The following is a 22989-nucleotide window of genomic DNA, read 5'->3' as shown; positions in this document are numbered from 1 at the left end:
TGCTGCGCTGCGTTGAGGGACGGACGTCGCAAAGAATCAGGTGAGCGCGAGCGTGAATAGGAAAATCGTTGGCAAACAGGCCAGAGTAGTGACTACGCCACAGTCGCGGGCCTGCTCGAGGTTGCAGCCAAAGCGGGTGGAGAAAGTATAGACGTTTTGGGCCGTCGGCAAGCCAGCGATAACGACGGCGGCTAGGAGCGCTTTACCGGAGAGTCCGAAGGCGGCCCATCCAACGAGTAGGGCGAGGGCAGGGTGGACGACCAGCTTCATTAGCGAAGCAACCACGACGGCTCGGCGCGGAGAGCGTCCGGCTTCCATGAAGGGCATCCCGTGAAGGCTGATGCCGAAGGCCAGCAGCGCCATCGGAACTGCGGCTTGGCCGAGTAACCCTACCGGCTTGGTGACAACCTCAGGGATTGAAACCCCGGTTGCATTGACGAAAAGCCCGACCATTGCCGCGAGGAAAATTGGATTCTTCAGCGGTGCGGTCAGCGTCGCGCGGATACTAAAGCGGCCTCGACGGGTTAGCACTTCCAGGATTATCATCGACAAAGGCGCGTAAAAGGCAATCTGGAAGATGAGGGCGGGGACGACTGCGGTTGCGTCGTGAAGCACTGCGACCGCGATGGGGATACCCAGGTTAGCGACGTTGTTATAGGACGACGACATGGCCCCGACCATCGCGTCGGCACCGCGTTGGTGCAGCGGTGGAGCAGCCACGATCCTATAGAGCACGGCAGTGGCCAAGGCGGAAACTGCTGCGACAGCGAATGGCGCACCGAATACTGCGCCGGCATCGGCGGTAGCGAGTGTATGGGCGAGCATGCAGGGCATCGCTATCCAGAACACCACCATGTTTAGGGTGAAGGATGCCTTCTTGTCCACGATTTCACTGCGGCCAAAGAGCCAACCCACCAGGATTAACACGGCGACGGAGCCGAAGCCTGTGAGAATTTCGGTGAGGTTGAGCATAGGTATTAAGCATACAAAAGGCCCGCAACCTACCGATTAAACGGTATTGGTTGCGGGCCTTTTAAACGCTGTTGTGCATGTTTACCATGCGACCCAGCGCGAAATTAGCCGTGTGGGAGCTGCTCTCGGTGCGAGCTCCCCGCCAGCCGATTTAGCGGCTGGTGAACGGCAGGAGAGCCATCTCGCGGGCGTTCTTCACAGCGGTAGCGACCTGGCGCTGCTGCTGCGGAGTCAGACCGGTGACGCGGCGGGAACGGATCTTGCCGCGGTCGGAGATGAACTGGCGGAGCAGGTTAATGTCCTTGTAGTCAACCTTCTCAACGCCTGCGGCCTTGAGCGGGTTCTTCTTCGGGCGGCGGGACTGCTCCATCCGCGCCTTCTTGTTAGGCTGATTGCGCTTCATTGGTGCTCCTCGACTTACCAGCTGGACTTACGGACACCCGGGAGCTCGCCACGGTGGGCCATCTCACGGACGCGAACACGGGACAGGCCGAACTTGCGGAGGTATCCGCGCGGACGACCGTCTGCAGCGTCGCGGTTGCGAACGCGAACGGGGGATGCGTCGCGCGGCTGACGGTTCAGCTCGTACTGCGCATCCATGCGCTCTTCGTCGGTGGAGTTCGGGGACTTGATGATGCGCTTCAGCTCAGCGCGGCGTTCTGCATAACGAGCGACGATTTCCTTGCGCTGCTCGTTCTTGGCAATCTTGGACTTCTTAGCCATGAATTAGCGCTCCTCGCGGAATTCGACGTGCTTGCGGACTACCGGATCGTACTTCTTGATGGTGATACGGTCCGGGGTGTTGCGCTTGTTCTTACGGGTCACGTAGGTGTAACCGGTACCCGCAGTGGACTTCAGCTTGATGATTGGACGGATGTCATTACGTGCCATTTTTAGATCTTCTCCCCACGTGCACGGATCTGAGCAACTACTGCCTCGATGCCGAGCTTGTCGATGGTCTTCAGACCCTTCGGGGACACGTTAAGGGTAACGTGGCGACCCTCAGAGGCGAGGTAGAACTTCTTACGCTGCACGTTGGGGTTCCAACGGCGCGACGTGCGCCGGTGGGAGTGGGATACGGTCTTGCCGAAAGACGGCTTCCGTCCCGTTACCTGGCAAATCGCCGACATAGGGATTCCTTTGCTTCCTTGCCGCTCACTGCCGAGTACCTTTGGCGCGCCACACCGGAAAGGATGCTTCCCCCGGGGCGCTGCGCATTGACATCCGACACTGAGCGCGTAAACGAATAAATAGACAACAGCGAGAGGAAAGTTTACACAGGGGTGTCCGGAAAACCTAATCGCCTGCCGAAGGGTGCTGCGTTGCGACTTTCTGGCCGCCACCTGGCCATGGGAATTTCAATTTCAGGTACTTAGCCTGTAATATTCCCACGAGTGTCACCTCTAAGTATTTAGGTGCCATATTTTGTTCGTACCCAACTCAGGCACGATTCGCCCGTATTCCTATGTTTTATAGGAGAAGTAAGTAGTCTCGCTCAGTCCTATTTAGATAGGCATTGTGGAGGGGCGGCGCGAAAGCGACCTGAAGTTCAATCCTGAGGGAAACGAGATTTCATGAAGAAGGACATTCACCCTGACTACCACCCGGTGGTATTCAAGGACGCAAGCACGGGCCACTCTTTCCTGACCCGTTCCACCGCCACCTCCGACCGCACCGTCGAGTGGGAAGATGGCAACGAGTACCCGCTGATCGTCGTTGACGTCACCAGCGAGTCGCACCCGTTCTGGACCGGTGCACAGCGCGTCATGGACACCGCTGGCCGCGTCGAGAAGTTCCAGCGCCGTTACGGCAACCGCATTCGCCGCTCGAAGAAGAACTAAGGATAGGAGGGGAATAGAAAATGGCAGTACCTAAGCGTCGTATGTCGCGTGCTAACACTCGCGCACGCCGTTCCCAGTGGAAGAGCGACAACGTTGCTCTCCAGGAGATCAAGGTCGGCGGTCGCGTTTACAACGTTCCTCGTCGTATCGCTAAGGCCGCTCAGCTCGGTCTGGTCGACGTCGACAAGTTCTAGTCGCGAGCCTAAAGCTTTTAATCACCCCGTCCCCGAGGCTTCGGAAATTCTCCATGGCGCCTTGAGGACGGGGCTTTATTTATCCTTTGATTTGCGCTTGGAGCGCCAAAGTAGCTGCGCGCGGTGAATCGGCTGAATATTTAACGAATTATCTGTACCTCTCTTAACACGGCCTTAACTAATCAGGGCACAATGGACGTTATGAAGATTTTGGTAGTGGATGATGACCAGGCCGTGCGCGAGTCGCTGCGCCGCTCGCTGACCTTCAACGGTTACACGGTCGACTTGGCCGAAGACGGTGAACAGGCCCTGCAAAAGATTGCAGCGGACCGTCCGGACCTGGCAATTTTGGACGTAATGATGCCTAAGCTCGACGGCCTGGATGTGTGTCGTCGACTCCGCAGTGAGGGGGATGACCTTCCTGTCATGATGCTTACTGCGCGTGACTCGGTCTCCGAGCGCGTCGCTGGCCTGGACGCGGGCGCGGATGATTACCTTCCGAAGCCGTTTGCCCTGGAAGAGCTCTTAGCGCGCGTTCGCTCCCTGCTGCGTCGCTCCGCTCTCGACGGTCCTACCTCCGCTGAGGCTACCGCTTTGCAGTTCGAGGATCTGACGCTGGATCCTGAGACCCGTGAGGTCTTCCGCGGTGAACGTCGCATTAGTTTGACCCGTACTGAGTTCGCGCTGCTTGAGCTGCTGATGAGCAATCCGCGCCGAGTGCTCTCCCGCACCGCAATTCTTGAGGATGTCTGGGGCTATGATTTCCCGACATCGGGAAACGCCCTCGAGGTCTATATCGGCTACCTGCGCCGTAAGACTGAATCTGAAGGAGAACCTCGCCTTATCCACACTGTCCGCGGTGTTGGCTACGTGATGCGGGAGACTGCGCCGTGATTCTACGCCGGCGGCGTACCTCCAGTGACACTCTGGAAAAAGAGGCCCCGGGTCTGATTACGGGGCCTCTTTCCGTCGTAAAGCAGGGGGGTGGGCGAAAGAGCGGAAGGGCTTCCGGCGAAGACGGCGGTGATTTGCCGCGACGTTCGCGCATCCCCTCGCTGCGCTGGCGGCTGACCATCCTGACCGCGTTGATTGTTGCCGCGTCGGTGGGGTTGATGACCCTGGCGGCGTTCTTTACGGTGCAGGCGACTCTTTACAGGGAGGTTGACAACAATCTGCGCAACCAGGCGAAACAGCTTCTGGAGTCGCCGTACGCATCGGAGTTCGCGATTGAGCCGAGTGTGTCGGCGGAGTCGTTGAAGATTCTGAATCCTGATCTCGACGCGGTTTACTTCGCCCGGAATAGCGTCACGGGTAAGGGCGATACGATTTCGATCGGTGGCCCCGAGCTGGCTGTCCTACGTGGTAACCGGGATGAGTCGATGCGCACTGACGAGTTCAATGGGCGCAGGGTCTACGCTATCCGCGACCCGAATGGTGCGACGCTAATTCTGGCTCAGGACCTGACTTCGACGCAGTCTATTCTGCAGGCGCTGGGAGTCGTGTTGCTGACTATCTCGGCTATTGGCGTGCTGTTTGCGATTGGCGCCGGCATCACGGTTGCGACCACGGGTTTGAGGCCTGTGTCGAGATTGCGGGTCGCCGCGGAGCGCGTCACCGCTACGGATGAGCTGCGTCCGATCCCGGTCGAAGGAGACGACGAGCTGGCTCGTTTCACGCGGAGCTTCAACGAAATGATGGCGGCTCTGCAGGCCTCGCGCACGAAGCAGGCGGAGCTCGTCGCGGATGCGGGCCACGAGCTGAAGACACCGTTGACCTCGCTGCGAACTAACATCGAATTGCTGATGATGGCCTCCCGGAGCGGCACTGCGATATCGGAGAAGGATCGCGCGGACCTGGAAAGCGATGTCATCGCGCAGCTGGAAGAGCTGTCGACCCTGGTCGGCGACCTGGTGGACCTGGCTCGCGAGGATGGCCCGCAGCAGGTCATCGAAGAGATTGACCTAGAGGAGATTATTGCTTCTTCCCTGGAGAGGATTGAGCGTCGTCGGCCTGATTTGACCTTCGACGTGCAGCAGGAACCGTGGTTTATCTACGGCGATCCCGCGGGGCTTGGTCGAGCGATCCTGAACCTGATGGACAATGCGGCGAAATGGTCTCCGGAATCGGGCACGGTGCGTATCCGGCTGCGTTCCAAGAGCGATGCCGTCGCGGAGTTTACGGTCGCCGACTCGGGTCCTGGAATTCCAAAGGAGGACCGCGAAAAGGTCTTCGAAAGGTTCTATCGCTCGATTAAGTCGCGGTCGATGCCTGGATCCGGCCTGGGCCTGGCGATCGTTAAGTCCGTCATTGTGCGCCACGGTGGCACTATCTCTGCAGAGGAGTCGGATGATGGAGGTGCTCTTATGCGGGTCTCGCTTCCCGGCAGTCCTAAACCTGCAGGAGACGGGAGCCTCGTTGAGGAGGCTCTTTCCGATTCGACCAGTGAGCACTCCGGCCCTGTAGCGGAATAATTCGTCAAAATTGGGCGAGACTGTAGACAGTTCTCAGCCTATTGTCAGACGCGCAGTGCAAGGTATAGCGTATGACAAACTTCTTTGACGACAACTCCCGCGAATCGGGGAGTGCGGGGTGGGGGCGCCCGGCCTCTGGGGCCGAGGCCGGTACCAACTCCGGGGTCGGCGAGGCCGGAAACGTCCCAGCAGGTCAATCAGCTCAAGCGCAACAGCCTAACATCCAGCAGGATTGGCAGGACTTGTCCGGAAATCCCAATGAGAATCCGCCCCAGTCCCGTCATTCTGGTTCTAAGGGGCTGGGCGCGCTCGCTATCGCGGCGCTGATGTTGGGCTCCGCCGCAGTCGGCGGAGGTGCAGCGGCGCTCGTAGTGGCTAACTCTAATAGCTCGTCGACTACGCAAAATGCCCTGAAGGAGCCCGCTGAGACTCGTCAGGCTGCAGCTCCATCGGGTTCGGTCGAAGAGGTCGCTCAGAAGGTATTGCCCAGCGTCGTGTCTATCACCACGGAAACTGAGGCGGGCGTTGCTTCGGGGTCCGGTTCAATTCTCTCCTCCGATGGCCTGGTGCTGACTAATCACCACGTCGTCGCAGGCTCCGAGGAGGGCGGCCGAATGCAGGTCCTGCTTTCCGACGGATCGACGCACCCGGCCAAGGTCGTTGCCAGTGATGTGGCAACTGATATCGCGGTCATTCGTATTGAAGGCGTCAATGGTCTTCGTCCAATTTCTCTAGGCAACTCCTCGCAGGTTCAGGTCGGCCAGCAGGTCGTTGCGGTGGGTTCTCCTCTGGGCCTGACCTCGACCGTGACGCAGGGAATCGTTTCGGCGAAGAACCGGCCGGTTTCGGCAGCTGCCGAGAACGGGGAATCGTCGGTCATCGATGCGATTCAGACTGATGCTGCGATTAACCCGGGCAACTCCGGTGGCGCGCTGGTGGACATGGACGGCAACCTAATTGGTGTTCCTAGTGTTATTGCGTCGATGAAGCAGGGTTCTGAGCAGGCCGGCAGCATTGGCCTTGGTTTCGCCATTCCCATTGACCAGGCTCGCCGCATTGCAGAGGACCTCATTGAGAATGGGCATGCCCGGATGCCTGCGATTGGGGCGCAAATTGATACCCGCCCGATTACCAATGGAGCACTGGTACGGGAGACGACCCCGGGTGGCCCTGCGGAAAAGGCAGGTCTCAAGGGCGGAGATGTGATTAAGAAGGTCGACGATCGGGTCCTGGATAACGGTATTGCACTAATCGCCGCCATTCGGTCGCATCGCATCGGGGACTCTGTCACACTTACAGTTACGGACGAAAACGGAGGCAACGAGCGGACCGTAGATGTCACGCTCGGAGAGGCCCCGAGCTAATCTTCCCGGCAGGGACTAAGAAGGAGAGCGAGCGATGGCGTATACTACGGCGGCAGAACCGAGCGACGTTAATTTGGCAGAGATGGAGCGCCTAATTTCTGCGGAGCGCCGGTCCCGAAACGCGTTTGTCGTGCTTGTGGGCGACCATTTCGAGGATGCCGATAGCGCAGCGTCGCTGATCGTTGAGCTGTTGGAAGAGCAAGGGTTTTCGGTGGATGCCGTCGTGAGCACGGGCGCGGTTAAGCGCGAGATTCGTAAGGCTCTCGATACCGCGGTTGTCGGTGGTGCTGACCTCGTAGTCACCCTGGGCGGTGTCGGCGTGGGTCCGCGGGCGAAAACTCCCGAAGCGACACGGAAAGTTCTCGATACCCGAGTGCATGGCCTCGAACAGGCTATTCGCGCCTCCGGTCTCGCGGCTGGAATTCTCGAGGTCGGCCTGTCCCGAGGTCTGGCTGGGGTCTCTGGCCAGACCGTGATTGTCAATCTCGCCGAGACTCGCGAAGCCATTCGCGATGGCATGGCCACAGCCGGCCCACTTGTAGCGCACGTTCTGGACGATTTGTGCCGCTGGAGCGTATAAGTTGTCGGCACTGTCTCGAGACGAAAGAGGCCGGCGGAAACGCCGCAGGGCCGGGGCGCCCTCCAAACAGTTTTCCTCCCAGCGCAGGCCCCGAAGTCGGCGTGCTTCGGCCAGCGCCGGGTCGAGCGGGGGCAGGGCAGTAGAGTCGCCCGAAGATATTCGTAGTTTCGACGAAGATTTCTGGAAGAGTCAGCGCCCGCCGCACTGGGGGTAGGTCCCTCAACTCTGTGCAAGGGCAGAACGACGACGAAAAAGGCGCCGAAGGAGTTGTTCTCCTCGGCGCCTATTATCTGTTTATCTGCTGATACCGGATTACCAGCGAGCTGTTAGTTCAGCTCGTGCTTCGGCTTGCCGTTCTGCTCAGCAAGCAGGTCACGAATCTCGGTCAGCAGGTCGGCCTCGGTGACCTCCGGCTCAGCCGGGGTCTCGAGACGAGCCTCACGGATCTCGTTGAACTTGTTCATCGGAGCGACGATGACGAAGTACACAACCGCTGCAACGAGGAGGAAGTTGATCGCTGCGGTGATGACGGCAGCGAAGTCGAGGTAGGTCGACGGGTTACCGGAGATGATTTCGAAACCGAGGCCCTTGACCTCAGCGCCGCCGATGGTGTTCAGCAGCGGCTCGAGCAGGCTCTTGGTGAAAGCAGTGACGATGGCCGTGAAAGCGGAACCGATGACAACACCGACTGCAAGGTCGATGACGTTACCGCGCATGATGAAGTCTTTAAAGCCCTTGAGCATCTTCATACCTAACTTTGTTCAATTTGAGGGCGGGATGCCCACCCCGGAGATGATTGGCAGAGACCGGCAGAGTTTTACCGGTTCAGATTAATTCAAGATAGACGGAAGTACTTTGTTTCGCAATACAGCCGAGCCCGGTTTTCGCCAAAAGTATTCGTCCGCTGATCTTTCGAGGTTAGGTCCGGAAAATGCGAGGGGCTAAAAGGGCTTTGAATAATACTGTCCACCACATTGAATGAGGTGATTTACCAGCGGTTATCCAGTTATGAGCAGGGTCAGCGGGGAATCTAGTGAAGCTGTTGCAACCAATTCCGCGGCACCCGAGGGTAATGCAATTAACACAATCTCTTCTTCGATGATGTTGACAACACGGGCGCCATGGGCGAGCGGCGCAGTGCTCGTTTTCTCAGTTTCTCCGGCGATGATGTCGACCAAATCGCCCGCGTGAAGTACCGCGACAACACCCGCTTCGGCGGGAGTAACCGCCACAATTTTACTGTTCTGCTCCCCGGTTAACTCTTCCGCGAGCTGGGAACTAACGAGTCTGTTGTGCGATATAAGTTCCCCTGCGGACACGGGCAGGGCGACGGTCTTGCCGACCAAATCCTTCTCCTCCCGCAGGGCATTTTTGGGCACCAAGTCCCGCGGGAAATCGCGCTGAACAATATCCGCCTTCTCAATAGTCTTGCCGGCCTGCAGGTCCCGGGCGCTGGCAAAGACCCGGACGTAGCCAGAATCCGGGTTGAGTAGATCGGCGGCCGCGAGTGTAGCGGCTACCAGAAGAACAAAGATTCCGAGCCCACGGCGGATCGCAATCGGGCGTGGGCGGCCGAGGCCTTTAAGCCACGGCCTGCGTGTTGAAACGGGCATGAAGCGAATCTCCCTACTAGTCCGGCGATTGGAGGCGCGGGGAGTAATCGTCGAGCCAAAGGTGCCGCCTAGCTACCCCCGCATAGCTATAGGCGCGAGAATCGCCGCTTTGGTTCCCGAGATTTTGCTGTCGCCATCGGCGGGCCTAGCCCAAGAGATGCGGGGAGTCAGTGGCGTTTCCTTAAGGGCGCTCCGTCGTGGCGATCCCGTCGGCCGATATGACCGCGTCGGCGCCGACATCGTGCGGGTCAGCAGGGATGTCGTGGCGCAATTCATCGGGGAATACCGTCACCGCGCTGCGCCCCCGGAAGTATGCGAGACTGCGGTCATAGTAGCCCGCCCCGCGGCCGATACGTATCCCCGTCGCCGGGTTTGCGGCGAGCGCGGGGAGGATGGCGGCGTCGGCAAGCGAGAGGGAATCGGGGGAAAGCGAGTCGGCTACGGCAATAGGCTCTAGGAGCCCAAAGCGGCCCTTCATCAGGTAGCCGGAGTAGAAACCCCACCTGAGAGGAGCAGGTGGCCCGGGCGGGCAGACGGGTAGCAGGAGGCGAGCTTTGGGGACGGCGGAGGCGATTCGGCGTAGGAACTCTTCGCCGAGGCTGCCACCGGGCTCGTCGAGGGAGGGGACATAAGCAGCGACAATGGGGCTAGGGAGGGATGCGGGTGGGAGCTCCTCGCGGATCCAGGCGCAGATGTTGAGGACAAGGGCTTCGTCAAGCTGACGTCGCTGGTCGACAGTCCTGCGCTCCCGCGCGGAGAGGAGCAGGGGCCGGAGTGTTGCTTTGTCCATGCCCCACACGGTACCCGGGGACTTCGGGGCGATTACCCAGCGGGGAGGCACGGGGGAGAGAAAAGAATCCTGGTAATCGTCACCACTCGCCGGGGAGATTGCCGAACAAACTTTAGTTATCTGGGTATCGTGGCTTTTATGGTCACTTCGTCTCCAGACTCGGGCAACGGCAATGGAAATCCTGTCCGCACCGTAATCGTCCCTGCAGCAGGAATGGGAACCCGGTTCCTGCCCGCCACTAAAACGGTGCCGAAAGAGCTCTTGCCCGTCGTGGACACGCCGGGCATCGAGATGATTGCTGAGGAAGCGGCGTCGGCGGGGGCCTCCCGTCTGGCGATTGTCACCGCGCCCAGCAAGGACGGAGTGCTGGGGCACTTCGATCCGCGCCCCGACCTGGAGCAGACCCTGGCAGAACGTGGCAAGGACAAGATCGCCGCGAAGGTTCGCCGTGCCACCGAGGTAATCCGCGTGGAATCCGTGGTCCAGAACAAACCCCTGGGGCTGGGGCACGCGGTGCTGGTTGCGGAGCCTCTCCTCGATGATGACGAGGACTGCGTCGCAGTTATGCTTCCCGACGATCTCGTGCTCCCCATGGGAGTGATGGATCGCATGCGTGAGGTCCGCGAGCGCTTCGGCGGCTCGGTGCTGTGTGCGCTGGAGATTCCGCACGAAGAGGTCTTCAACTACGGCGTTTTCGATATCGAACCCGCAGGTGGCGAAGGTGCGAAGGGTGAGGACTCGCCTGCTGACGTCAAGCGCGTCCGCGGCATGGTGGAAAAGCCGGATCCCGAGGATGCCCCCTCCAACTACGTCGCGGTCGGCCGCTACCTGCTCGATCGCGCGATTTTTGACGCCCTGCGTCGCATCCCCCGCGGCAAAGGTGGGGAATACCAGCTGACCGACGCCATTGAGCTGCTAATCCAGGAGGGGCACCCGGTTCACGTGGTGGTCCACGACGGTTTCCGCCATGACCTGGGCAACCCGGGCGGCTTCATCCGGGCGTGCGTGGATTTCGGTCTGCGACACCCGGACTACGGTGCGGGTCTGCGTGCTTACATGGAGGAGCGCCTGGAGCAGGACCAGTAGCGAGGAAGAGAGGCACCGATGCGTTCAGTCGAAGAACAACTGGCGGCGATTACCGCGCATGCAGTCATGCCGGACCCGGTTCGCATTGCGATTTCCGAGTCCCTGGGCATGCTGTGCGCCGAAGATGTCCTCGCTGAGCAGCCTCTTCCGGGCTTCGTCCAGTCGGCTATCGACGGCTATGCTGTCCGTGCGGTCGATATCGTGGGGCATGCAGGCCAGCTGCATGCGGATGCCCGCCCGAGCGATGTCGACTTCCGCGAGGTGGAATTGCCCGTCGTAGGCGAGGTCGCCGCGGGTTCCCACCACCCGATGCGCCTGCAGCCCAAGCAGGCTGTACGTGTCCAGACCGGCGCGCCCCTTCCCTCGCTTGCCGACGCCGTGGTCCCGCTGAACTGGACCGATCGCGGTGGCAGGCGAGTCAACGTCCTTCATCCGGTGTACTCGGGCGACTTCGTCCGCAAGATTGGCGCGGATGTTCAGCCCGGTGATATCGCGGTCAGCGTCGATACCGTAATTTCGCCTTCCCAGGTCGGTCTTCTCGCCGCGGTTGGCCGATCGAAAGTCCTGGTCCACCCGAAGCCGCGGCTGTCTGTGATTTCAATCGGCAACGAGCTGGTCGACGTCGACCGCACCCCGGGCCTCGGGCAGGTCTACGATGTCAACTCCTACGCCCTGGCCGCGGCGGGCCGCGACGCGGGCGCCGAGGTGCACAGGGTGGGCATCGCAACCGGAGAGCCACGTCGCATCCGCGAGATCATCGAGGGACAACTGATTAAGAGCGAACTCGTCGTCATCACCGGCGCAATCGGCGGTGAGGCGGGGGAGCATATCCGCAGGGTTGTCGAGGAGCTCGGCGAGGTGGACATTTCCCGCATCGCCATGCACCCGGGCTCTGTCCAGGGGTTCGGAACGCTGGGTGACGGCAAAGTTCCGACTTTCCTGCTGCCGTCCAACCCGGTCAGTGCTTTGGTGGTCTTTGAGGTCATGGTCGCCCCGCTGATCAGGATGGCTCTGGGTAAGCGCAACCCGCGTCGTCGGGCTGTGACGGCTCGTGCTGTTGGGCCAATCGAGTCCGCGGAGAAGCGCCGTGGTTTCGTCCGTGGCCAGCTGATGCGCGATCGCGAGACTGGCGAGTACATGGTGCAGCCACTGGGCGGCACCGGCAGCGCCCAGGCGCATCTGCTCGCCGGCATGACCGAGGCGAACTGCCTCATTGTCGTGCCGGAGGATGTCATCCGTGTGCGGCCGGGCGATGTCGTAGATGTCCTGTTCATGGCCCGACAGTCCTAGCGTGGGGATTTTCTGCTGTGCGTAGCGCGCGCCTTGTCACGCGGGGTGGCCGCGTTCGGCTTCGCGCCCCCGAGCGGAGTGACTTTCAGGATTGGCGCGACCTCCGCTTGCTAGATGAGCACCTCCTCCGCCCCGTCGAGCCCACCCTCGACATGGACTGGGAGTCGGCGCATTCCTATCGCGCTTTCCGACGCCTCCTGCGCACCTGGCGCTCTGCGGAGAAGGAGGGCTCCGGCGTCACCGCTGTGATTGAGGTCGACGGCCGGTTCGCGGGGATGCTCACGCTCGGTTCCATCGTGCCTTTTCCGATTGCTCACGCCTGGGTCGGCTACTGGGTCGGCAGTTCTTTTACCGGCGGGGGCGTGGCCACCGCTGCGGTGGCGCTGGCCTGCGATTACGCCGCTACGGTGGGAGTGCACCGGATTGAGGCGACGGTGTTGGAGACCAACGGGTCGTCGGAAAGCGTTTTGGAGCGGTGCGGTTTCGAGTTCGAGGGGATCGCGCGCGAGGCCTTCCACATGGACGGTGCGTGGCGCGACCACAAGACTTACGCTCGCGTGAGCGCGGCGAGTGCGGTCGAGTCAATTGTGGGCAGGGGCTTCGCTGCGTACGAGCAGGGAGAGAAATTTCCCACCGAGCGGCGCGCCTGACTGAGCCGGGCCCGGCGTATCGATACTGTGAGTTGAAACTCTAGATTTGTGCGCTTTTCGCCCTTTCGGTGGGCGGCTTCTTTCTGGTTGCTGCGGGGATCGGCTCACCCGCGGTGCACTCGGGGCAGGAGTGAGAAAAGCGCGAGGAGAAGTGATTATGTCGAGTTCGCTGCTGCTGATACTTATCGTCGTCGTGTGGCTGTTTGTGCTGATGCCGCTTGTGGTTAACACCCGCAAGCCGATTCGCCGTACCTCGGACGCGCTCGGTAAGACTCGCGTGCTGCACCGAGGCGGGGAGAAACTTTCCGCTACCCGACGTCGCCCTGCGTTCAAGGAATCCGACATCCGAGTCTCCGAGGACGTCGATGATTCCCTCGAGACGGTTGATGCGCAGGTGGATGATGAGTTCGACGGCAGCGACGTGCTGATTGACGATGTTACGCAGGCCCCGGAAGAGCCCGAGGTTGCGGAGGTTGTCGAGGGCGATGTCGTCTACGAACTGGCGGCGGCCGAGGCGCCCGAGGAGCCCGGAGATGCCGAGGCGGCCCAGGCCGAGGACGGTCCCGAGGAGTCCCGAGCCGAGTCTGAGCCGGACGCAGTGCTCGAGGCGGTCACGGACGACGAAATTGAGCGCGATGACGAGCAGATCCGTGCTGACTCCTCCGATGCGTCCTCCTCCGCGTTCGCCACTGTGCGCGGTGAGTTCGTCGATACCGATGACCTGATGTACGAGGAGACGGAGTCGGACGATGCCGAGTCCCCTTCAGAGCAGGCAGAAGCAGCTGAGTCCGACGAGGCGGAATCCGAAGCAGAAGAGTCCGATGCTGAGGAAGGCGTTCTGGTCGACGACACCCTTACCGACGACGACTACGCTTTCGCGGAGAAGCGTCGCGGTCGTGGAGGCTTCGACCCGGTCTCCGACGCTCACTACGCGGAGACCCGCTTCGCGCGACGCCGTCGCTCCGTGGCCGGCCTTGCGGCGTTCATCGTCGCGGGCATCCTACTCGGCGTTATCGTCGGAAGCTGGACCTGGTGGATTCCGCTGCTGGGCGTCGGCCTGATGGCGGTGTACTTGGTGAATCTGCGCCGAACCGTCCGCGCGGAGCAGGAGCTGCGCGCCCGCCGCATTCGTCGCATGAAGATGGCTCGCCTCGGCGTTCGCCACCGCGATGATGACGAGCTGGGCATCCCGCAGCGGTTGCGCCGTCCCGGCATGGTCGTAGTGGAGCTTGACGATGAGGATCCGGATTTCGCGGACCTGCCCTATGCGGAGTACGAGTTCGACGAGGGCGATTTCCAGCCGGAACACCGTGCCCGAGTCAGCTAAAGATAGTTAAAGGCTCAATTGAAGCTTAAGGGAATCTGAGCACGTCAACGCGATTTTTTATTCGCTTCAATTGCCTGTTACGATATGCCTACCTAAGACATGACACACCGGGTGTGTTTGGCGAAAGGCTTCTCCCGAGGGGTTGGGAGGAGCCTTTTTGCGTATCTCGTGAGGTAGCATGACCCTCATGGATCGTCCGGTAATGCGCGACATTGCGCTCGTGATACTTCGCCTCATCGTGGGCGTCATTTTTATCTTCCACGGCTGGGACAAGATTTTCATCACCGGTATCGACAAGACCACCGGATACTTCGTCGCCGCAAATCTACCGCAGGCCGAGCTGACCGTCTGGGTGGTCGCGCTGGTCGAGCTAATCGGCGGGGCCCTACTTATCCTCGGCCTGCTGGCCCCGACCGTCGCCATGGTTTTCATTATCGAAATGGTCGGCGCGTGGTGGTCGATGCATTTGGGCAACGGTCTCTTCGTCCGGGACAACGGGGCGGAGCTGGTTCTGGCGCTTATCGGCGGCCTCTTCGTGGTGTTTGTCTTTGGCGCCGGCAGGTTCAGCCTCGACCGCCAGTTCACGAAGTAGAAGGCGAGGTAAGGGACTTTTCATGGAGTGCGAGGATATTCGTGCAGCGCTCTCCGCGCGCCTGGACGGTGAGCCGGCGGCTATCGCCGACGAGGTCATCGACGCCCACTTGAGCGTCTGCGCGGAGTGCCGACAGTGGTACGAGCGTGCAGTCAGTGTCAACCGGGCGCTGACCGTGGGGCCTGCGGTGGCCCCTGACTTCTCGGGCGTGGACTTGTCGGAGCGGATTCTGCTGACGATCGAGCCTGAGCGCAGGCGCCGCGAGCGCACCTGGAACCTTGCCGCCGGCACCGCCCGCGCCGTGCTGATTGTCCTCGCGGTGCTGTGGTCTGCCTGGGCTGTGCTCACGCTTTCCGACGCCTCGGCCATGCTTCAGGCCGCCCACGGCCCGGGTGTGCCGGGGCAGGTGCCCAGCGCGGGATCCGCCGCGACAGTCGACCCGATGGAACAAGGGGCGACTCTGGCCGTGAAGCTAGCAGCTATTCGCCTGGCCCTGGGCGTCGGGATGCTGTGGGCGGCGTGGCGGCCGCGGGCGGCGATGGGCATGGCCCCCGTCTACGGCGCGATTGCGACCTTCAGCATCGGCTTCGGGATCAGGGACGTTATCGTAGGCGCCTACGAACCCGGCGAGCTAGCGGGACTGTTGTTGATGTTCCTGTCGGCGGTCGCTCTCGCGGTCGTGTGGCTCGGCGGTTACACCCCGACCGCTCTGGCGCAGGCGTGGCGGGCGGCCTCCGGGCTTCCAGTCACGGGAGTGCCGCCGCAGGAAAAGTAGCCCGGACAAATCGGGTGAGGCTGGCGCTAGCTCCAGGACGGCAGCCAGAAGCGCAGGTTAAATGTCTCCGTGGGCAGCGGGATGCCCGTCATGATGGGAAGCCAGAATATAAATGCGGCCAAGACTAGCGCCGCGTGAATGGTGACTATCGCGCGCCCCGCAGGCTTTTCACGGAACTTCCACCCGGCCAGGTCCGCGGCGATAAGAGCGTAGCCGATGATGACGAATGGAATCAGCGCTGTGGCGTAGAAGAAGTACATCTGGCGGTCGTAGGAGATTGCCCAGGGCAGCCACGACGCCAAGAAACCAGTCACGACCACGGCGTAGCGGCCGTCGCGGTGGCGGATCCAGCGCCACGCGGCCCACAGCACCACTGGGACGAGCAGCCACCAGATGGGCGGGGTGCCGAAGAGCATAATCCAGCCCTTGCACTCCCGGCCGCCGGCGCACGTGGTGTCGGTGGAGTAGTACAGCATAGGCCGGTAGCTGACCAACCAGTGCCAGGGCTTGGACTCCCACGGGTGGTTGTGTCCGTTCGAGGTGGTCAATTCGGCGTGAAACTGCAGCACGTTGTACTGGTAATGCAGGTAGTTGCGGATCGCCTCGGGCAGCTTGTCGAACAGCGGCAGGGCAGTGAGGTCACCATCCAAGTCGCCGGAGGGCAGGTGCCGGTAGACAGAGGTTTCCTCGGCGAACCAGGAGCGCCAGCTGAGAAAGTAAATCACCAGCGGCGCGGCCACCAGGTCGCGCAGCGCGGGAGCGGTATCGCGGACAAGGCCGCCCAGAACCGGGTGACGGGCCCCGAAGCGCCTGCGCAACGCCACATCGGAGAAGACGCTGAAAAGACCGAAGGCTGCGATGTAGTACAACCCCGACCACTTGATGCCGAGCGACAGCCCCAAGAACGCCCCGGACAGCAGCCGCCACCAGCGGTAGCCCAGGTACGGGCCGTAGGCGCCGAGAACCGAGCCCGACGCAGCTGCGTGCAGCCGTTTTTCCACGTCCTCCTGGTCCACCAGCAATGCCCACACGGCGCCGACGATGAACAGCGTCTGAAGCATGTCCAGCATCCCGACCCGTGAAGAGACGAACAGGACACCGTCGGCAAGCGCGTAAGCTCCGGCGATTACCACGGCGATTCGGGAGCCCCGGGTGAGGCGGCGGGCGATGTCCATGAGCATCGCGACCACGGCGATTCCCGCGAGCGCGGAGGTGATTCGCCAGCCCAGGGCGTTGTATCCGAAGATCCACTCGCCAATCGCGATGATTTGCTTTCCTACCGGAGGATGGACGATAAGACCAAAGCCGGGGTTATCCTCGATGCCGCCGGAGACGGGATCGCGAGTGGACTCGAGGACCTGCCAGGCCTGGGGGACGTAGTGCTTTTCGTCAAAAAGCGGGGTGCCGTTATCGGTCGCGTATGTCAGCCCCACCAGCCGGGCCAGCGCAGTAAGGGTAATCAGCACCGCGAAGATCCACGTATCCAACCGATCCCACGGCCGCCGCTGGCGAAGTAGGACAGGCTCGGGAGGATGAGGAGGGGTCTGCAGGCCGGTAGTCACGATTGCCAGTTTAAGCTATGGAACCATGACCCACTCCGAGCCGCTTGCTGATACTCACACCCTGCCCGCGGGGATTAACCTGGTCGCCACGCCGCTGGGCAATATCGCCGATGCCTCGGACCGCCTTCGCCAGGCACTTGCCGACGCCGATATTATCGCCGCGGAGGACACCCGCAGGGCGCGGAACCTAGCGAGTGCTCTGGGGATTGAACCCCGCGGCAAGTTCGTGTCTAACTTTGACCACAACGAGGATTCCCGCACCAGCGCCCTAATCGCGGCGGCGAAATCAGGGAAGAAGGTCATCGTGGTCACGGACGCCGGCATGCCCGTGGTCTCAGATCCAGGCCTCGCGGTCGTGGCGGCGGCGCACGACGCTGAGGTTCCCGTGACGTGCATCCCCGGAGCAAGCGCAGTGACGACGGCGTTGGCGCTCAGCGGCCTCGGCGTGGGGCACTTCTGCTTCGACGGGTTCGCGCCGCGCAAGTCCGGGGCGCGCCGGGCGTGGCTGGAATCCCTGGTGGCAGAGAAGAGGGCCTGCTGCTTCTTCGAGTCCCCGCACCGCCTGGCGACGACGCTTGCCGACGCCGCTGAAATCCTGGGGCCGCAGCGCAGGGCGTCGGTGAGCAGAGAGCTGACGAAGCGCTTTGAGGAGACCAAGCGGGCGACGCTGGGGGAGCTGGCCGAGTGGGCGGCTGACGGTGTGCGCGGAGAGATCACTGTGGTGATTGAGGGGGCCGGCGAAACCATGAGGGAGGTCTCGACGGAGGATCTCGTCGAGCGCGTCGAGGAGCTCGCGGCGGCGGGAGACAGGCTAAAGGACGCCTGCAAGAAGGTGGCAGCTGAGGCGGGGCTGAGCAAGCATAGGGATCTTTACCAGGCCGTTTTGGCGGCACGCGAGGAAAATCGTTAGCCGATTGTTATCTATCGCGGGGCTTTCCGGCCTAACCAGTGGAAACGCGAAAGGCCGGACCGTGAAAAATGAGTATTCGCTGAGAAAACCTGTTCATTTCACTTGAAATGCCAGGTCAAACCTGGACATGGTAAAGGAATGACAAATCCACCAGAAAAAGATTCGCAAGCAGAACAGGGAGCGGGTGCGACGGATGTGCTCGACTCCCCGCTGACGGAGCCTCAGGCGGATGGTGAAACCGCGCCGCTGAACCTCGGCGTGACCGTGCCTGCGGTCATTGCCATCCTCGCCATCGTGATGTGGGGTTTGATTAGCCCGTCGAGTTTCTCATCCTTTGCCTCCACATCTCTGACGTGGGTCGTCGATAATGTCGGTTGGTTGTTCATCCTCGCCGGAACAGTGTTCGTTTTCTTCATTGCTGCGGTGGCGATTTCCAAATTTGGCCACATCCGACTGGGCAAGGACAACGAGTCGCCGGAGTTTTCCACTCCGAGCTGGATCGCGATGATGTTCGCCGCAGGCATGGGAATCGGCCTGATGTTCTACGGTGTCGCCGAGCCGCTGTCCTTCTACCGCGACGGTGTCCCCGGGCACCGCGCGAAGGAGGTCGGCACCGCCATGGCCTCGACGATGTTCCACTGGACGTTGCACCCGTGGTCCCTCTACGCAATCGTCGGCCTGGCTATCGCCTACTCGTCGTATCGACTGGGGCGCAAGCAGTTGATATCCGCGGCGTTCATTCCCCTTATTGGTGCTCGCCGAGCAGAGGGGTGGCTGGGAAAGCTAATCGACGCGCTGGCTATCTTTGCCACTGTCTTCGGCACTGCGGCCTCATTGGGTGTCGGCGTACTGCAAATTTCCGCAGGCCTTGAGATTAATGGGTTCGAGGCGATTAAGGGTACGACCCTGTGGATTGGCCTCATTGTCATCCTCGGCGCGGCGTTTCTGGTCTCCGCGCTCTCTGGCGTCGGCAAGGGTATTCAGTACATTTCGAACTTCAACATGGTTGCGGCTGGCATCCTGGCGCTGTTGGTTCTGGTACTCGGCCCGACCGTCGTGATTTTGAACCTGATTCCGACCTCGATTGGTTCCTATCTCAACTCCTTCTTCGAGATGGCCGCTCGCTCCAGTGCCTCTGCTGATGGCACTGCAGGAGAGTGGCTGTCAACGTGGACCATCTTCTACTGGGCATGGTGGGTGTCCTGGTCTCCGTTCGTGGGTATGTTCATTGCCCGTATTTCCCGTGGTCGCACGATTCGCGAGTTCGTGTTCACCGTCGTCGCGGTTCCCTCGCTGGTTTCCGCAGTATGGTTCTCCATCTTCGGCGGATCCGCGATTACCCATGAGCAGCAGGGGTCGTCCATCTATGGCGACGGAGAGGCCGAGAGCCAGCTGTTTAACCTCTTGGATACAATTCCGGCTTCGGCTGTCACCTCGGCTATTGCGATGATTCTGCTGGCCACCTTCTTCGTTACCTCGGCGGATTCCGCCTCGACCGTGATGGGTACGATGAGCCAGTCGGGTCGCCTCACCGCATCTCGTCCCGTCACTGCTATGTGGGGTGTCTTCACCGCTCTAATCGCGATTGTTCTGTTGGTCACCGGCGGCAGCGATGCTCTGTCGAATCTACAGAACATCACTATTTTGGCTGCGAGCCCGTTCGTGCTGGTGATTCTCGCTCTGATGCTGGCCTTGGTTAAGGGGCTTTCCGATGACCCGATGTACCTAGATGACAAGGAGCAACGGCGCTTCGCGCTGAAAATGGCGCGCGAACGTCGCCTGGCCGAGGCTTCCGCGACTAAGGAGCGCCGCAGGATGCGTGCCCTTCGCGGGAACGCGGATTAGGGCGCGTCCCCTTTATTCGAGTAGTGGGGTGGCTTTCGCCTCGATTTCGGCCCACTCCGCATCGGCGTCGGAGCCGATAGTGATTCCGCCTCCGACGCCCGCCGCGACCCGAACCTCACCCGAGGTCGGGTCGCTTTCGTATTCCGCGGTCCGGATTGCAACGTTTAGCTCTAGATCCTCGCCGTGAGCGGCCCCGATGCACCCGCAGTGGACGCCGCGGTCTACCGGTTCCCACTGCTCGATTAGCTGCGCCGCGCGAATCTTCGGGGTGCCGGTGACGGAAGCGGGAGGGAAGCAGGCCTCGAGTAGCTCCGCGTGAGATAGCCCCTCTGGTAGCCGCGCCTCGACGGTAGAGAAAAGGTGCCACACGCCGGGGGCCGGGCGGACGCTGAGCAAGTCAGTGACCTCGACGCTTCCGACCTCGGCAACCTGGCCCAGGTCGTGGCGCACCAGGTCCACAATCATGATGTTCTCCGCGACATCCTTGTCACTGGCCAGCAGCTCGCGGGGGTCTCGATCCAGCGGGATTGTGCCCTTAATCGGGGTTTCCGACACGCGTCGCCCCGAACGGATGAGGAACTCCTCCGGGCTCAGCGAGGCCACAATTGGCACGCCCGCATCGAGGTTCCCCGGCAGAAACGCCGCGCGCGCGGGCTGGTAGTGTAGCGCCCGCTCGCAGAACCACCCGGCCGCGTGCGCCAGAGGCTCGACACCTTTGGGCAGCTGAGCATGGAACCGCGTCGAGATACACGCCTGGTAGACCTCGCCCGCCGCAATGGCCTGCCTGCAGTCATTCACCGCCCGACGGTGGCTCGCGCGGTCGCCGCCGTCCCAGCCCAGCTTGACGATGCCCGCCCCGTCCTCGCCTTCGTTCATTGCCGAGGATTCAGCAGCGGCGATTGCCTCCAGAAGCGCGCCCCGCGCAGGATCGGCCTCGTTAGAAGAGGCGGGGCCGGAAAGCGACCAGGTGCCGTCGTCGGAAAGCAGGGCTACGCAGTCGGCGACGCCCTGAGCGGCGCGGCCGGAGTAGGGGCGGTGGCCGAAGCTCCACGGGTCGCCTGCGCAAGGAGCGGGGGCGGCGAAGAGATCCGCGGGAGCGCATGGCGTCATCTCTACGTCCGCGGCCACGACGGCCCGGTGCCCGAACCAGTTGCCAATGAGAGCTGCGGGGCGGTGCCCGGCCGCGATGAGGTGGCGCAAAACTTCTAGGGCGGGGGCGGCTGCGGACGGTGACATAATCCTTAACAGTAGTGCGTGTGGGCCGGGCGACTATCCATCTATTACCCTAAGAATCATGTCTCGCATTTTTACTGGAGTCGCGTGGCCGTATGCGAACGGCCCGCGCCACATCGGCCACGTTGCAGGTTTCGGCGTCCCCTCGGACGTTTTCGCGCGCTACCAGCGCATGATCGGCAATGACGTGCTGATGGTCTCCGGAACCGACGAGCACGGAACGCCGCTTCTGGTCCAGGCCGAGAAGGAGGGCGTCAGCGTCCAGGAGCTGGCGGACCGCTACAACCGCCAGATCGTCCAGGACCTGGCCGGGCTGGGTCTTTCCTATGACCTGTTCACGCGCACGACCACGCGCAACCACTATGAGGTCGTACAGCAGCTCTTCCGAGGTCTCTTCGACAACGGCTACATGGTCAAAGAGACCACGATGGGCGCGATTTCGCCGTCGACTGGGCGTACCCTGCCGGACCGCTACATCGAGGGAACTTGCCCGATCTGCGGTGCGTCGGGCGCCCGCGGCGACCAGTGTGACAACTGCGGCAACCAGCTCGACCCTGCCGACCTGATCGACCCGGTGTCGAAGATTAACGGCGAGACTCCGAAGTTCGTCGAGACCGAGCACTTCCTGCTGGACCTGCCCGCGCTGGCAGAGGCCCTGACGGAGTGGTTGAAGGAGCGCAAGGACTGGCGCCCGAACGTGTTGAAGTTCTCCCTGAACATCCTGGAGAACATCCGCCCGCGCGCGATGACCCGCGACATCGACTGGGGTATCCCGATTCCGGTCGAGGGCTGGGAGGAAAACGGGGCGAAGAAGCTCTACGTCTGGTTCGATGCCGTCATTGGTTACCTGTCTGCCTCCATTGAGTGGGCGCACCGCATCGGTGACCCGGAGGCCTGGCGCAAGTGGTGGAACGACCCGGAGGCCGCGTCCTACTACTTCATGGGCAAGGACAACATCACCTTCCACTCCCAGATTTGGCCGGCGCAACTGCTCGGCTACCGCGGAGAGGGCGCGCGCGGCGGCCAGACCGGTGACTATGGCAAGCTGAAGCTGCCTACCGAGGTTGTCTCCTCGGAGTATCTGACCATGTCAGGCTCGAAGTTCTCCTCCTCCAAGGGCGTTGTCATCTACGTCAAGGACTTCCTGGCCGAGTTCGGTCCGGATCCGCTGCGCTACTTCATTGCGGTCGCTGGACCGGAGAACCAGGACACCGACTTCACCTGGGACGAGTTCGTCCGCCGCGTCAACAACGAGCTGGCGAACTCCTGGGGCAATCTGGTTAACCGCACCGTGTCCATGGCGTACAAGAACTTCAAGGAAGTTCCGACCCCGGGGGAGATCACCGACGCAGACCGCGCGCTGCTCGACCTGGCCGACCGCACCTTCACGGAGGCCGGCGAGGCCCTGGCGCATTCGCGTTTCCGCGCCGGCATCACCGCTGCCATGCACCTGGTCGGCGAGGCTAACGCCTACATCGCGGCACAGGAGCCCTGGAAGCTGGCCAAGGACGAGTCCCAGCGCGAGCGCCTGGCTACCGTGCTGTGGACCGCGCTGCAGATCGTCAGCGATGCCAACGTGATGCTGACCCCCTACCTACCTTCGTCTGCGCAGAAGGTCTTCGAGACCCTCGGCGGCGAGGGTATCTGGGCTGCCATGCCTGAGGTCCGCGAGGTCGAAGACGATATGCCTGTCGAGCCGGTCGGCGTCGGTATCCCGGAGGCCGGGCGCACCTACCCGGTAATCATGGGCGACTACGTCAACCAGAAGGCCGCCTGGCGCCGCTTCGATATGGAGCCCGGAACGCCGCTTTCCAAGCCGAAGCCCATCTTCGCGAAGCTGGATGCGGATCTCGCCGAGAACGGCCCTGAGTGGGCGCAGGTCAAGAAGGACTAA

25 protein-coding genes are annotated in these 22989 nt (G+C 61.8%); 15 read left to right on the top strand and 10 right to left on the bottom strand.

Annotated elements, in window-relative coordinates:
• Positions 1 to 36: 36 nt before the first annotated feature.
• The 5 genes from CLAC_RS09330 to rpmB all read right to left on the bottom strand — a co-directional run bounded on the left by CLAC_RS09330 (position 37) and on the right by rpmB (position 2102).
• Entirely contained in the window at positions 37 to 972 is a 936-nt protein-coding gene (locus CLAC_RS09330; RefSeq protein ID WP_053412683.1) for an AEC family transporter, read from the bottom strand.
• Positions 973 to 1123: 151 nt separating this feature from the next.
• Positions 1124 to 1375, bottom strand: coding sequence for a 30S ribosomal protein S18 (gene rpsR / locus CLAC_RS09325; protein ID WP_053412682.1), 252 nt, complete (start codon positions 1373 to 1375; stop codon positions 1124 to 1126).
• Between the two features lie 14 nt (positions 1376 to 1389).
• Positions 1390 to 1695 (bottom strand): 30S ribosomal protein S14, encoded by a 306-nt coding sequence (gene rpsN, locus CLAC_RS09320; RefSeq protein WP_053412681.1) that lies wholly within the window; start codon positions 1693 to 1695, stop codon positions 1390 to 1392.
• A gap of 3 nt (positions 1696 to 1698) precedes the next feature.
• Positions 1699 to 1863 carry a 50S ribosomal protein L33 gene (rpmG, locus tag CLAC_RS09315; RefSeq protein ID WP_005511413.1) on the bottom strand — a complete coding sequence of 55 codons (165 nt, stop codon included), beginning with the start codon at positions 1861 to 1863 and terminating at the stop codon, positions 1699 to 1701.
• 2 nt (positions 1864 to 1865) lie between these two features.
• Positions 1866 to 2102, bottom strand: coding sequence for a 50S ribosomal protein L28 (gene rpmB, locus CLAC_RS09310; RefSeq protein WP_053412680.1), 237 nt, complete (start codon positions 2100 to 2102; stop codon positions 1866 to 1868).
• A 444-nt stretch (positions 2103 to 2546) separates the two neighbouring features.
• Here rpmB and CLAC_RS09305 point away from each other — a divergent pair, with 444 nt between their 5' ends.
• From CLAC_RS09305 to CLAC_RS09280, 6 genes are all read left to right on the top strand, one after another.
• Positions 2547 to 2813, top strand: coding sequence for a type B 50S ribosomal protein L31 (locus tag CLAC_RS09305; protein ID WP_053412679.1), 267 nt, complete (start codon positions 2547 to 2549; stop codon positions 2811 to 2813).
• 20 nt (positions 2814 to 2833) lie between these two features.
• Positions 2834 to 3007 carry a 50S ribosomal protein L32 gene (gene rpmF / locus CLAC_RS09300; RefSeq protein WP_053412678.1) on the top strand — a complete coding sequence of 58 codons (174 nt, stop codon included), beginning with the start codon at positions 2834 to 2836 and terminating at the stop codon, positions 3005 to 3007.
• A 201-nt stretch (positions 3008 to 3208) separates the two neighbouring features.
• Entirely contained in the window at positions 3209 to 3901 is a 693-nt protein-coding gene (locus CLAC_RS09295) for a response regulator transcription factor (protein ID WP_082313561.1), read from the top strand.
• Positions 3902 to 4035: 134 nt separating this feature from the next.
• Positions 4036 to 5478, top strand: a complete 1443-nt coding sequence (locus tag CLAC_RS09290) for a sensor histidine kinase (RefSeq protein ID WP_245622037.1) — start codon at positions 4036 to 4038, stop codon at positions 5476 to 5478.
• Positions 5479 to 5549: 71 nt separating this feature from the next.
• On the top strand, positions 5550 to 6842 hold the full coding sequence (locus CLAC_RS09285) for a S1C family serine protease (protein WP_053412676.1): 1293 nt from the start codon (positions 5550 to 5552) through the stop codon (positions 6840 to 6842).
• Between the two features lie 82 nt (positions 6843 to 6924).
• On the top strand, positions 6925 to 7422 hold the full coding sequence (locus tag CLAC_RS09280) for a MogA/MoaB family molybdenum cofactor biosynthesis protein (protein ID WP_425388823.1): 498 nt from the start codon (positions 6925 to 6927) through the stop codon (positions 7420 to 7422).
• A 326-nt stretch (positions 7423 to 7748) separates the two neighbouring features.
• Here CLAC_RS09280 and mscL read toward each other — a convergent pair whose 3' ends face one another.
• The 3 genes from mscL to CLAC_RS09265 all read right to left on the bottom strand — a co-directional run bounded on the left by mscL (position 7749) and on the right by CLAC_RS09265 (position 9825).
• Complete coding sequence (mscL, locus tag CLAC_RS09275) at positions 7749 to 8165, bottom strand: large-conductance mechanosensitive channel protein MscL (protein WP_053412674.1); 417 nt, start codon at positions 8163 to 8165, stop codon at positions 7749 to 7751.
• A 255-nt stretch (positions 8166 to 8420) separates the two neighbouring features.
• The gene (locus CLAC_RS09270; protein WP_053412673.1) at positions 8421 to 9035 is read right to left on the bottom strand and encodes an SAF domain-containing protein; all 615 of its coding nucleotides are present in this window, start codon (positions 9033 to 9035) and stop codon (positions 8421 to 8423) included.
• 181 nt (positions 9036 to 9216) lie between these two features.
• Positions 9217 to 9825 (bottom strand): 5-formyltetrahydrofolate cyclo-ligase, encoded by a 609-nt coding sequence (locus tag CLAC_RS09265; RefSeq protein ID WP_053412672.1) that lies wholly within the window; start codon positions 9823 to 9825, stop codon positions 9217 to 9219.
• 138 nt (positions 9826 to 9963) lie between these two features.
• Between CLAC_RS09265 and CLAC_RS09260 the strand changes: the two genes are divergently transcribed.
• The 6 genes from CLAC_RS09260 (at position 9964) to CLAC_RS09235 (ending at position 15545) form a co-directional block, all read left to right on the top strand.
• Entirely contained in the window at positions 9964 to 10911 is a 948-nt protein-coding gene (locus CLAC_RS09260; protein WP_053412671.1) for a UTP--glucose-1-phosphate uridylyltransferase, read from the top strand.
• An 18-nt stretch (positions 10912 to 10929) separates the two neighbouring features.
• Positions 10930 to 12201 carry a molybdotransferase-like divisome protein Glp gene (gene glp, locus CLAC_RS09255; RefSeq protein ID WP_053412670.1) on the top strand — a complete coding sequence of 424 codons (1272 nt, stop codon included), beginning with the start codon at positions 10930 to 10932 and terminating at the stop codon, positions 12199 to 12201.
• 17 nt (positions 12202 to 12218) lie between these two features.
• Positions 12219 to 12851 carry a GNAT family N-acetyltransferase gene (locus CLAC_RS09250; RefSeq protein ID WP_053412669.1) on the top strand — a complete coding sequence of 211 codons (633 nt, stop codon included), beginning with the start codon at positions 12219 to 12221 and terminating at the stop codon, positions 12849 to 12851.
• Positions 12852 to 13008: 157 nt separating this feature from the next.
• Entirely contained in the window at positions 13009 to 14178 is a 1170-nt protein-coding gene (gene sepX, locus CLAC_RS09245; RefSeq protein WP_053412668.1) for a divisome protein SepX/GlpR, read from the top strand.
• A 187-nt stretch (positions 14179 to 14365) separates the two neighbouring features.
• Positions 14366 to 14770, top strand: a complete 405-nt coding sequence (locus CLAC_RS09240; protein ID WP_053413382.1) for a DoxX family protein — start codon at positions 14366 to 14368, stop codon at positions 14768 to 14770.
• Positions 14771 to 14792: 22 nt separating this feature from the next.
• Positions 14793 to 15545, top strand: a complete 753-nt coding sequence (locus tag CLAC_RS09235; protein ID WP_053412667.1) for a zf-HC2 domain-containing protein — start codon at positions 14793 to 14795, stop codon at positions 15543 to 15545.
• Positions 15546 to 15571: 26 nt separating this feature from the next.
• Here CLAC_RS09235 and CLAC_RS09230 read toward each other — a convergent pair whose 3' ends face one another.
• Positions 15572 to 17107 (bottom strand): dolichyl-phosphate-mannose--protein mannosyltransferase, encoded by a 1536-nt coding sequence (locus CLAC_RS09230; RefSeq protein WP_245621854.1) that lies wholly within the window; start codon positions 17105 to 17107, stop codon positions 15572 to 15574.
• 25 nt (positions 17108 to 17132) lie between these two features.
• Here CLAC_RS09230 and rsmI point away from each other — a divergent pair, with 25 nt between their 5' ends.
• Both rsmI and CLAC_RS09220 read left to right on the top strand, forming a co-directional pair.
• On the top strand, positions 17133 to 18017 hold the full coding sequence (gene rsmI / locus CLAC_RS09225) for a 16S rRNA (cytidine(1402)-2'-O)-methyltransferase (protein WP_053412665.1): 885 nt from the start codon (positions 17133 to 17135) through the stop codon (positions 18015 to 18017).
• A 138-nt stretch (positions 18018 to 18155) separates the two neighbouring features.
• Entirely contained in the window at positions 18156 to 19862 is a 1707-nt protein-coding gene (locus CLAC_RS09220) for a BCCT family transporter (protein ID WP_082313304.1), read from the top strand.
• A 12-nt stretch (positions 19863 to 19874) separates the two neighbouring features.
• Here CLAC_RS09220 and CLAC_RS09215 read toward each other — a convergent pair whose 3' ends face one another.
• Positions 19875 to 21098 carry an aminodeoxychorismate synthase component I gene (locus CLAC_RS09215; RefSeq protein ID WP_053412664.1) on the bottom strand — a complete coding sequence of 408 codons (1224 nt, stop codon included), beginning with the start codon at positions 21096 to 21098 and terminating at the stop codon, positions 19875 to 19877.
• A gap of 58 nt (positions 21099 to 21156) precedes the next feature.
• Here CLAC_RS09215 and metG point away from each other — a divergent pair, with 58 nt between their 5' ends.
• Positions 21157 to 22989 (top strand): methionine--tRNA ligase, encoded by a 1833-nt coding sequence (gene metG, locus CLAC_RS09210; protein WP_053412663.1) that lies wholly within the window; start codon positions 21157 to 21159, stop codon positions 22987 to 22989.

Source organism: Corynebacterium lactis RW2-5, from assembly GCF_001274895.1.
In the GTDB taxonomy this organism is placed as follows: domain Bacteria; phylum Actinomycetota; class Actinomycetes; order Mycobacteriales; family Mycobacteriaceae; genus Corynebacterium; species Corynebacterium lactis.
The sequence above is the reverse complement of the archived record's forward strand: the minus strand, read 5'-3'. Positions and strand labels throughout refer to the sequence as shown.

Coding starts and splice junctions, on each gene's coding strand:
- CLAC_RS09295 (WP_082313561.1), top strand. CDS start 3,209: ATGAAGATTTTGGTAGTGGATGATGACCAGGCCGTGCGCGAGTCGCTG.
- CLAC_RS09305 (WP_053412679.1), top strand. CDS start 2,547: ATGAAGAAGGACATTCACCCTGACTACCACCCGGTGGTATTCAAGGAC.
- CLAC_RS09220 (WP_082313304.1), top strand. CDS start 18,156: ATGACAAATCCACCAGAAAAAGATTCGCAAGCAGAACAGGGAGCGGGT.
- rpmB (WP_053412680.1), bottom strand. CDS start 2,102: ATGTCGGCGATTTGCCAGGTAACGGGACGGAAGCCGTCTTTCGGCAAG.
- CLAC_RS09235 (WP_053412667.1), top strand. CDS start 14,793: ATGGAGTGCGAGGATATTCGTGCAGCGCTCTCCGCGCGCCTGGACGGT.
- rsmI (WP_053412665.1), top strand. CDS start 17,133: ATGACCCACTCCGAGCCGCTTGCTGATACTCACACCCTGCCCGCGGGG.
- rpsN (WP_053412681.1), bottom strand. CDS start 1,695: ATGGCTAAGAAGTCCAAGATTGCCAAGAACGAGCAGCGCAAGGAAATC.
- CLAC_RS09270 (WP_053412673.1), bottom strand. CDS start 9,035: ATGCCCGTTTCAACACGCAGGCCGTGGCTTAAAGGCCTCGGCCGCCCA.
- rpmF (WP_053412678.1), top strand. CDS start 2,834: ATGGCAGTACCTAAGCGTCGTATGTCGCGTGCTAACACTCGCGCACGC.
- mscL (WP_053412674.1), bottom strand. CDS start 8,165: ATGCTCAAGGGCTTTAAAGACTTCATCATGCGCGGTAACGTCATCGAC.
- CLAC_RS09240 (WP_053413382.1), top strand. CDS start 14,366: ATGGATCGTCCGGTAATGCGCGACATTGCGCTCGTGATACTTCGCCTC.
- CLAC_RS09285 (WP_053412676.1), top strand. CDS start 5,550: ATGACAAACTTCTTTGACGACAACTCCCGCGAATCGGGGAGTGCGGGG.
- CLAC_RS09265 (WP_053412672.1), bottom strand. CDS start 9,825: ATGGACAAAGCAACACTCCGGCCCCTGCTCCTCTCCGCGCGGGAGCGC.
- metG (WP_053412663.1), top strand. CDS start 21,157: ATGTCTCGCATTTTTACTGGAGTCGCGTGGCCGTATGCGAACGGCCCG.
- sepX (WP_053412668.1), top strand. CDS start 13,009: ATGTCGAGTTCGCTGCTGCTGATACTTATCGTCGTCGTGTGGCTGTTT.
- rpsR (WP_053412682.1), bottom strand. CDS start 1,375: ATGAAGCGCAATCAGCCTAACAAGAAGGCGCGGATGGAGCAGTCCCGC.
- CLAC_RS09330 (WP_053412683.1), bottom strand. CDS start 972: ATGCTCAACCTCACCGAAATTCTCACAGGCTTCGGCTCCGTCGCCGTG.
- CLAC_RS09215 (WP_053412664.1), bottom strand. CDS start 21,098: ATGTCACCGTCCGCAGCCGCCCCCGCCCTAGAAGTTTTGCGCCACCTC.
- rpmG (WP_005511413.1), bottom strand. CDS start 1,863: ATGGCACGTAATGACATCCGTCCAATCATCAAGCTGAAGTCCACTGCG.
- glp (WP_053412670.1), top strand. CDS start 10,930: ATGCGTTCAGTCGAAGAACAACTGGCGGCGATTACCGCGCATGCAGTC.
- CLAC_RS09260 (WP_053412671.1), top strand. CDS start 9,964: ATGGTCACTTCGTCTCCAGACTCGGGCAACGGCAATGGAAATCCTGTC.
- CLAC_RS09280 (WP_425388823.1), top strand. CDS start 6,925: ATGGAGCGCCTAATTTCTGCGGAGCGCCGGTCCCGAAACGCGTTTGTC.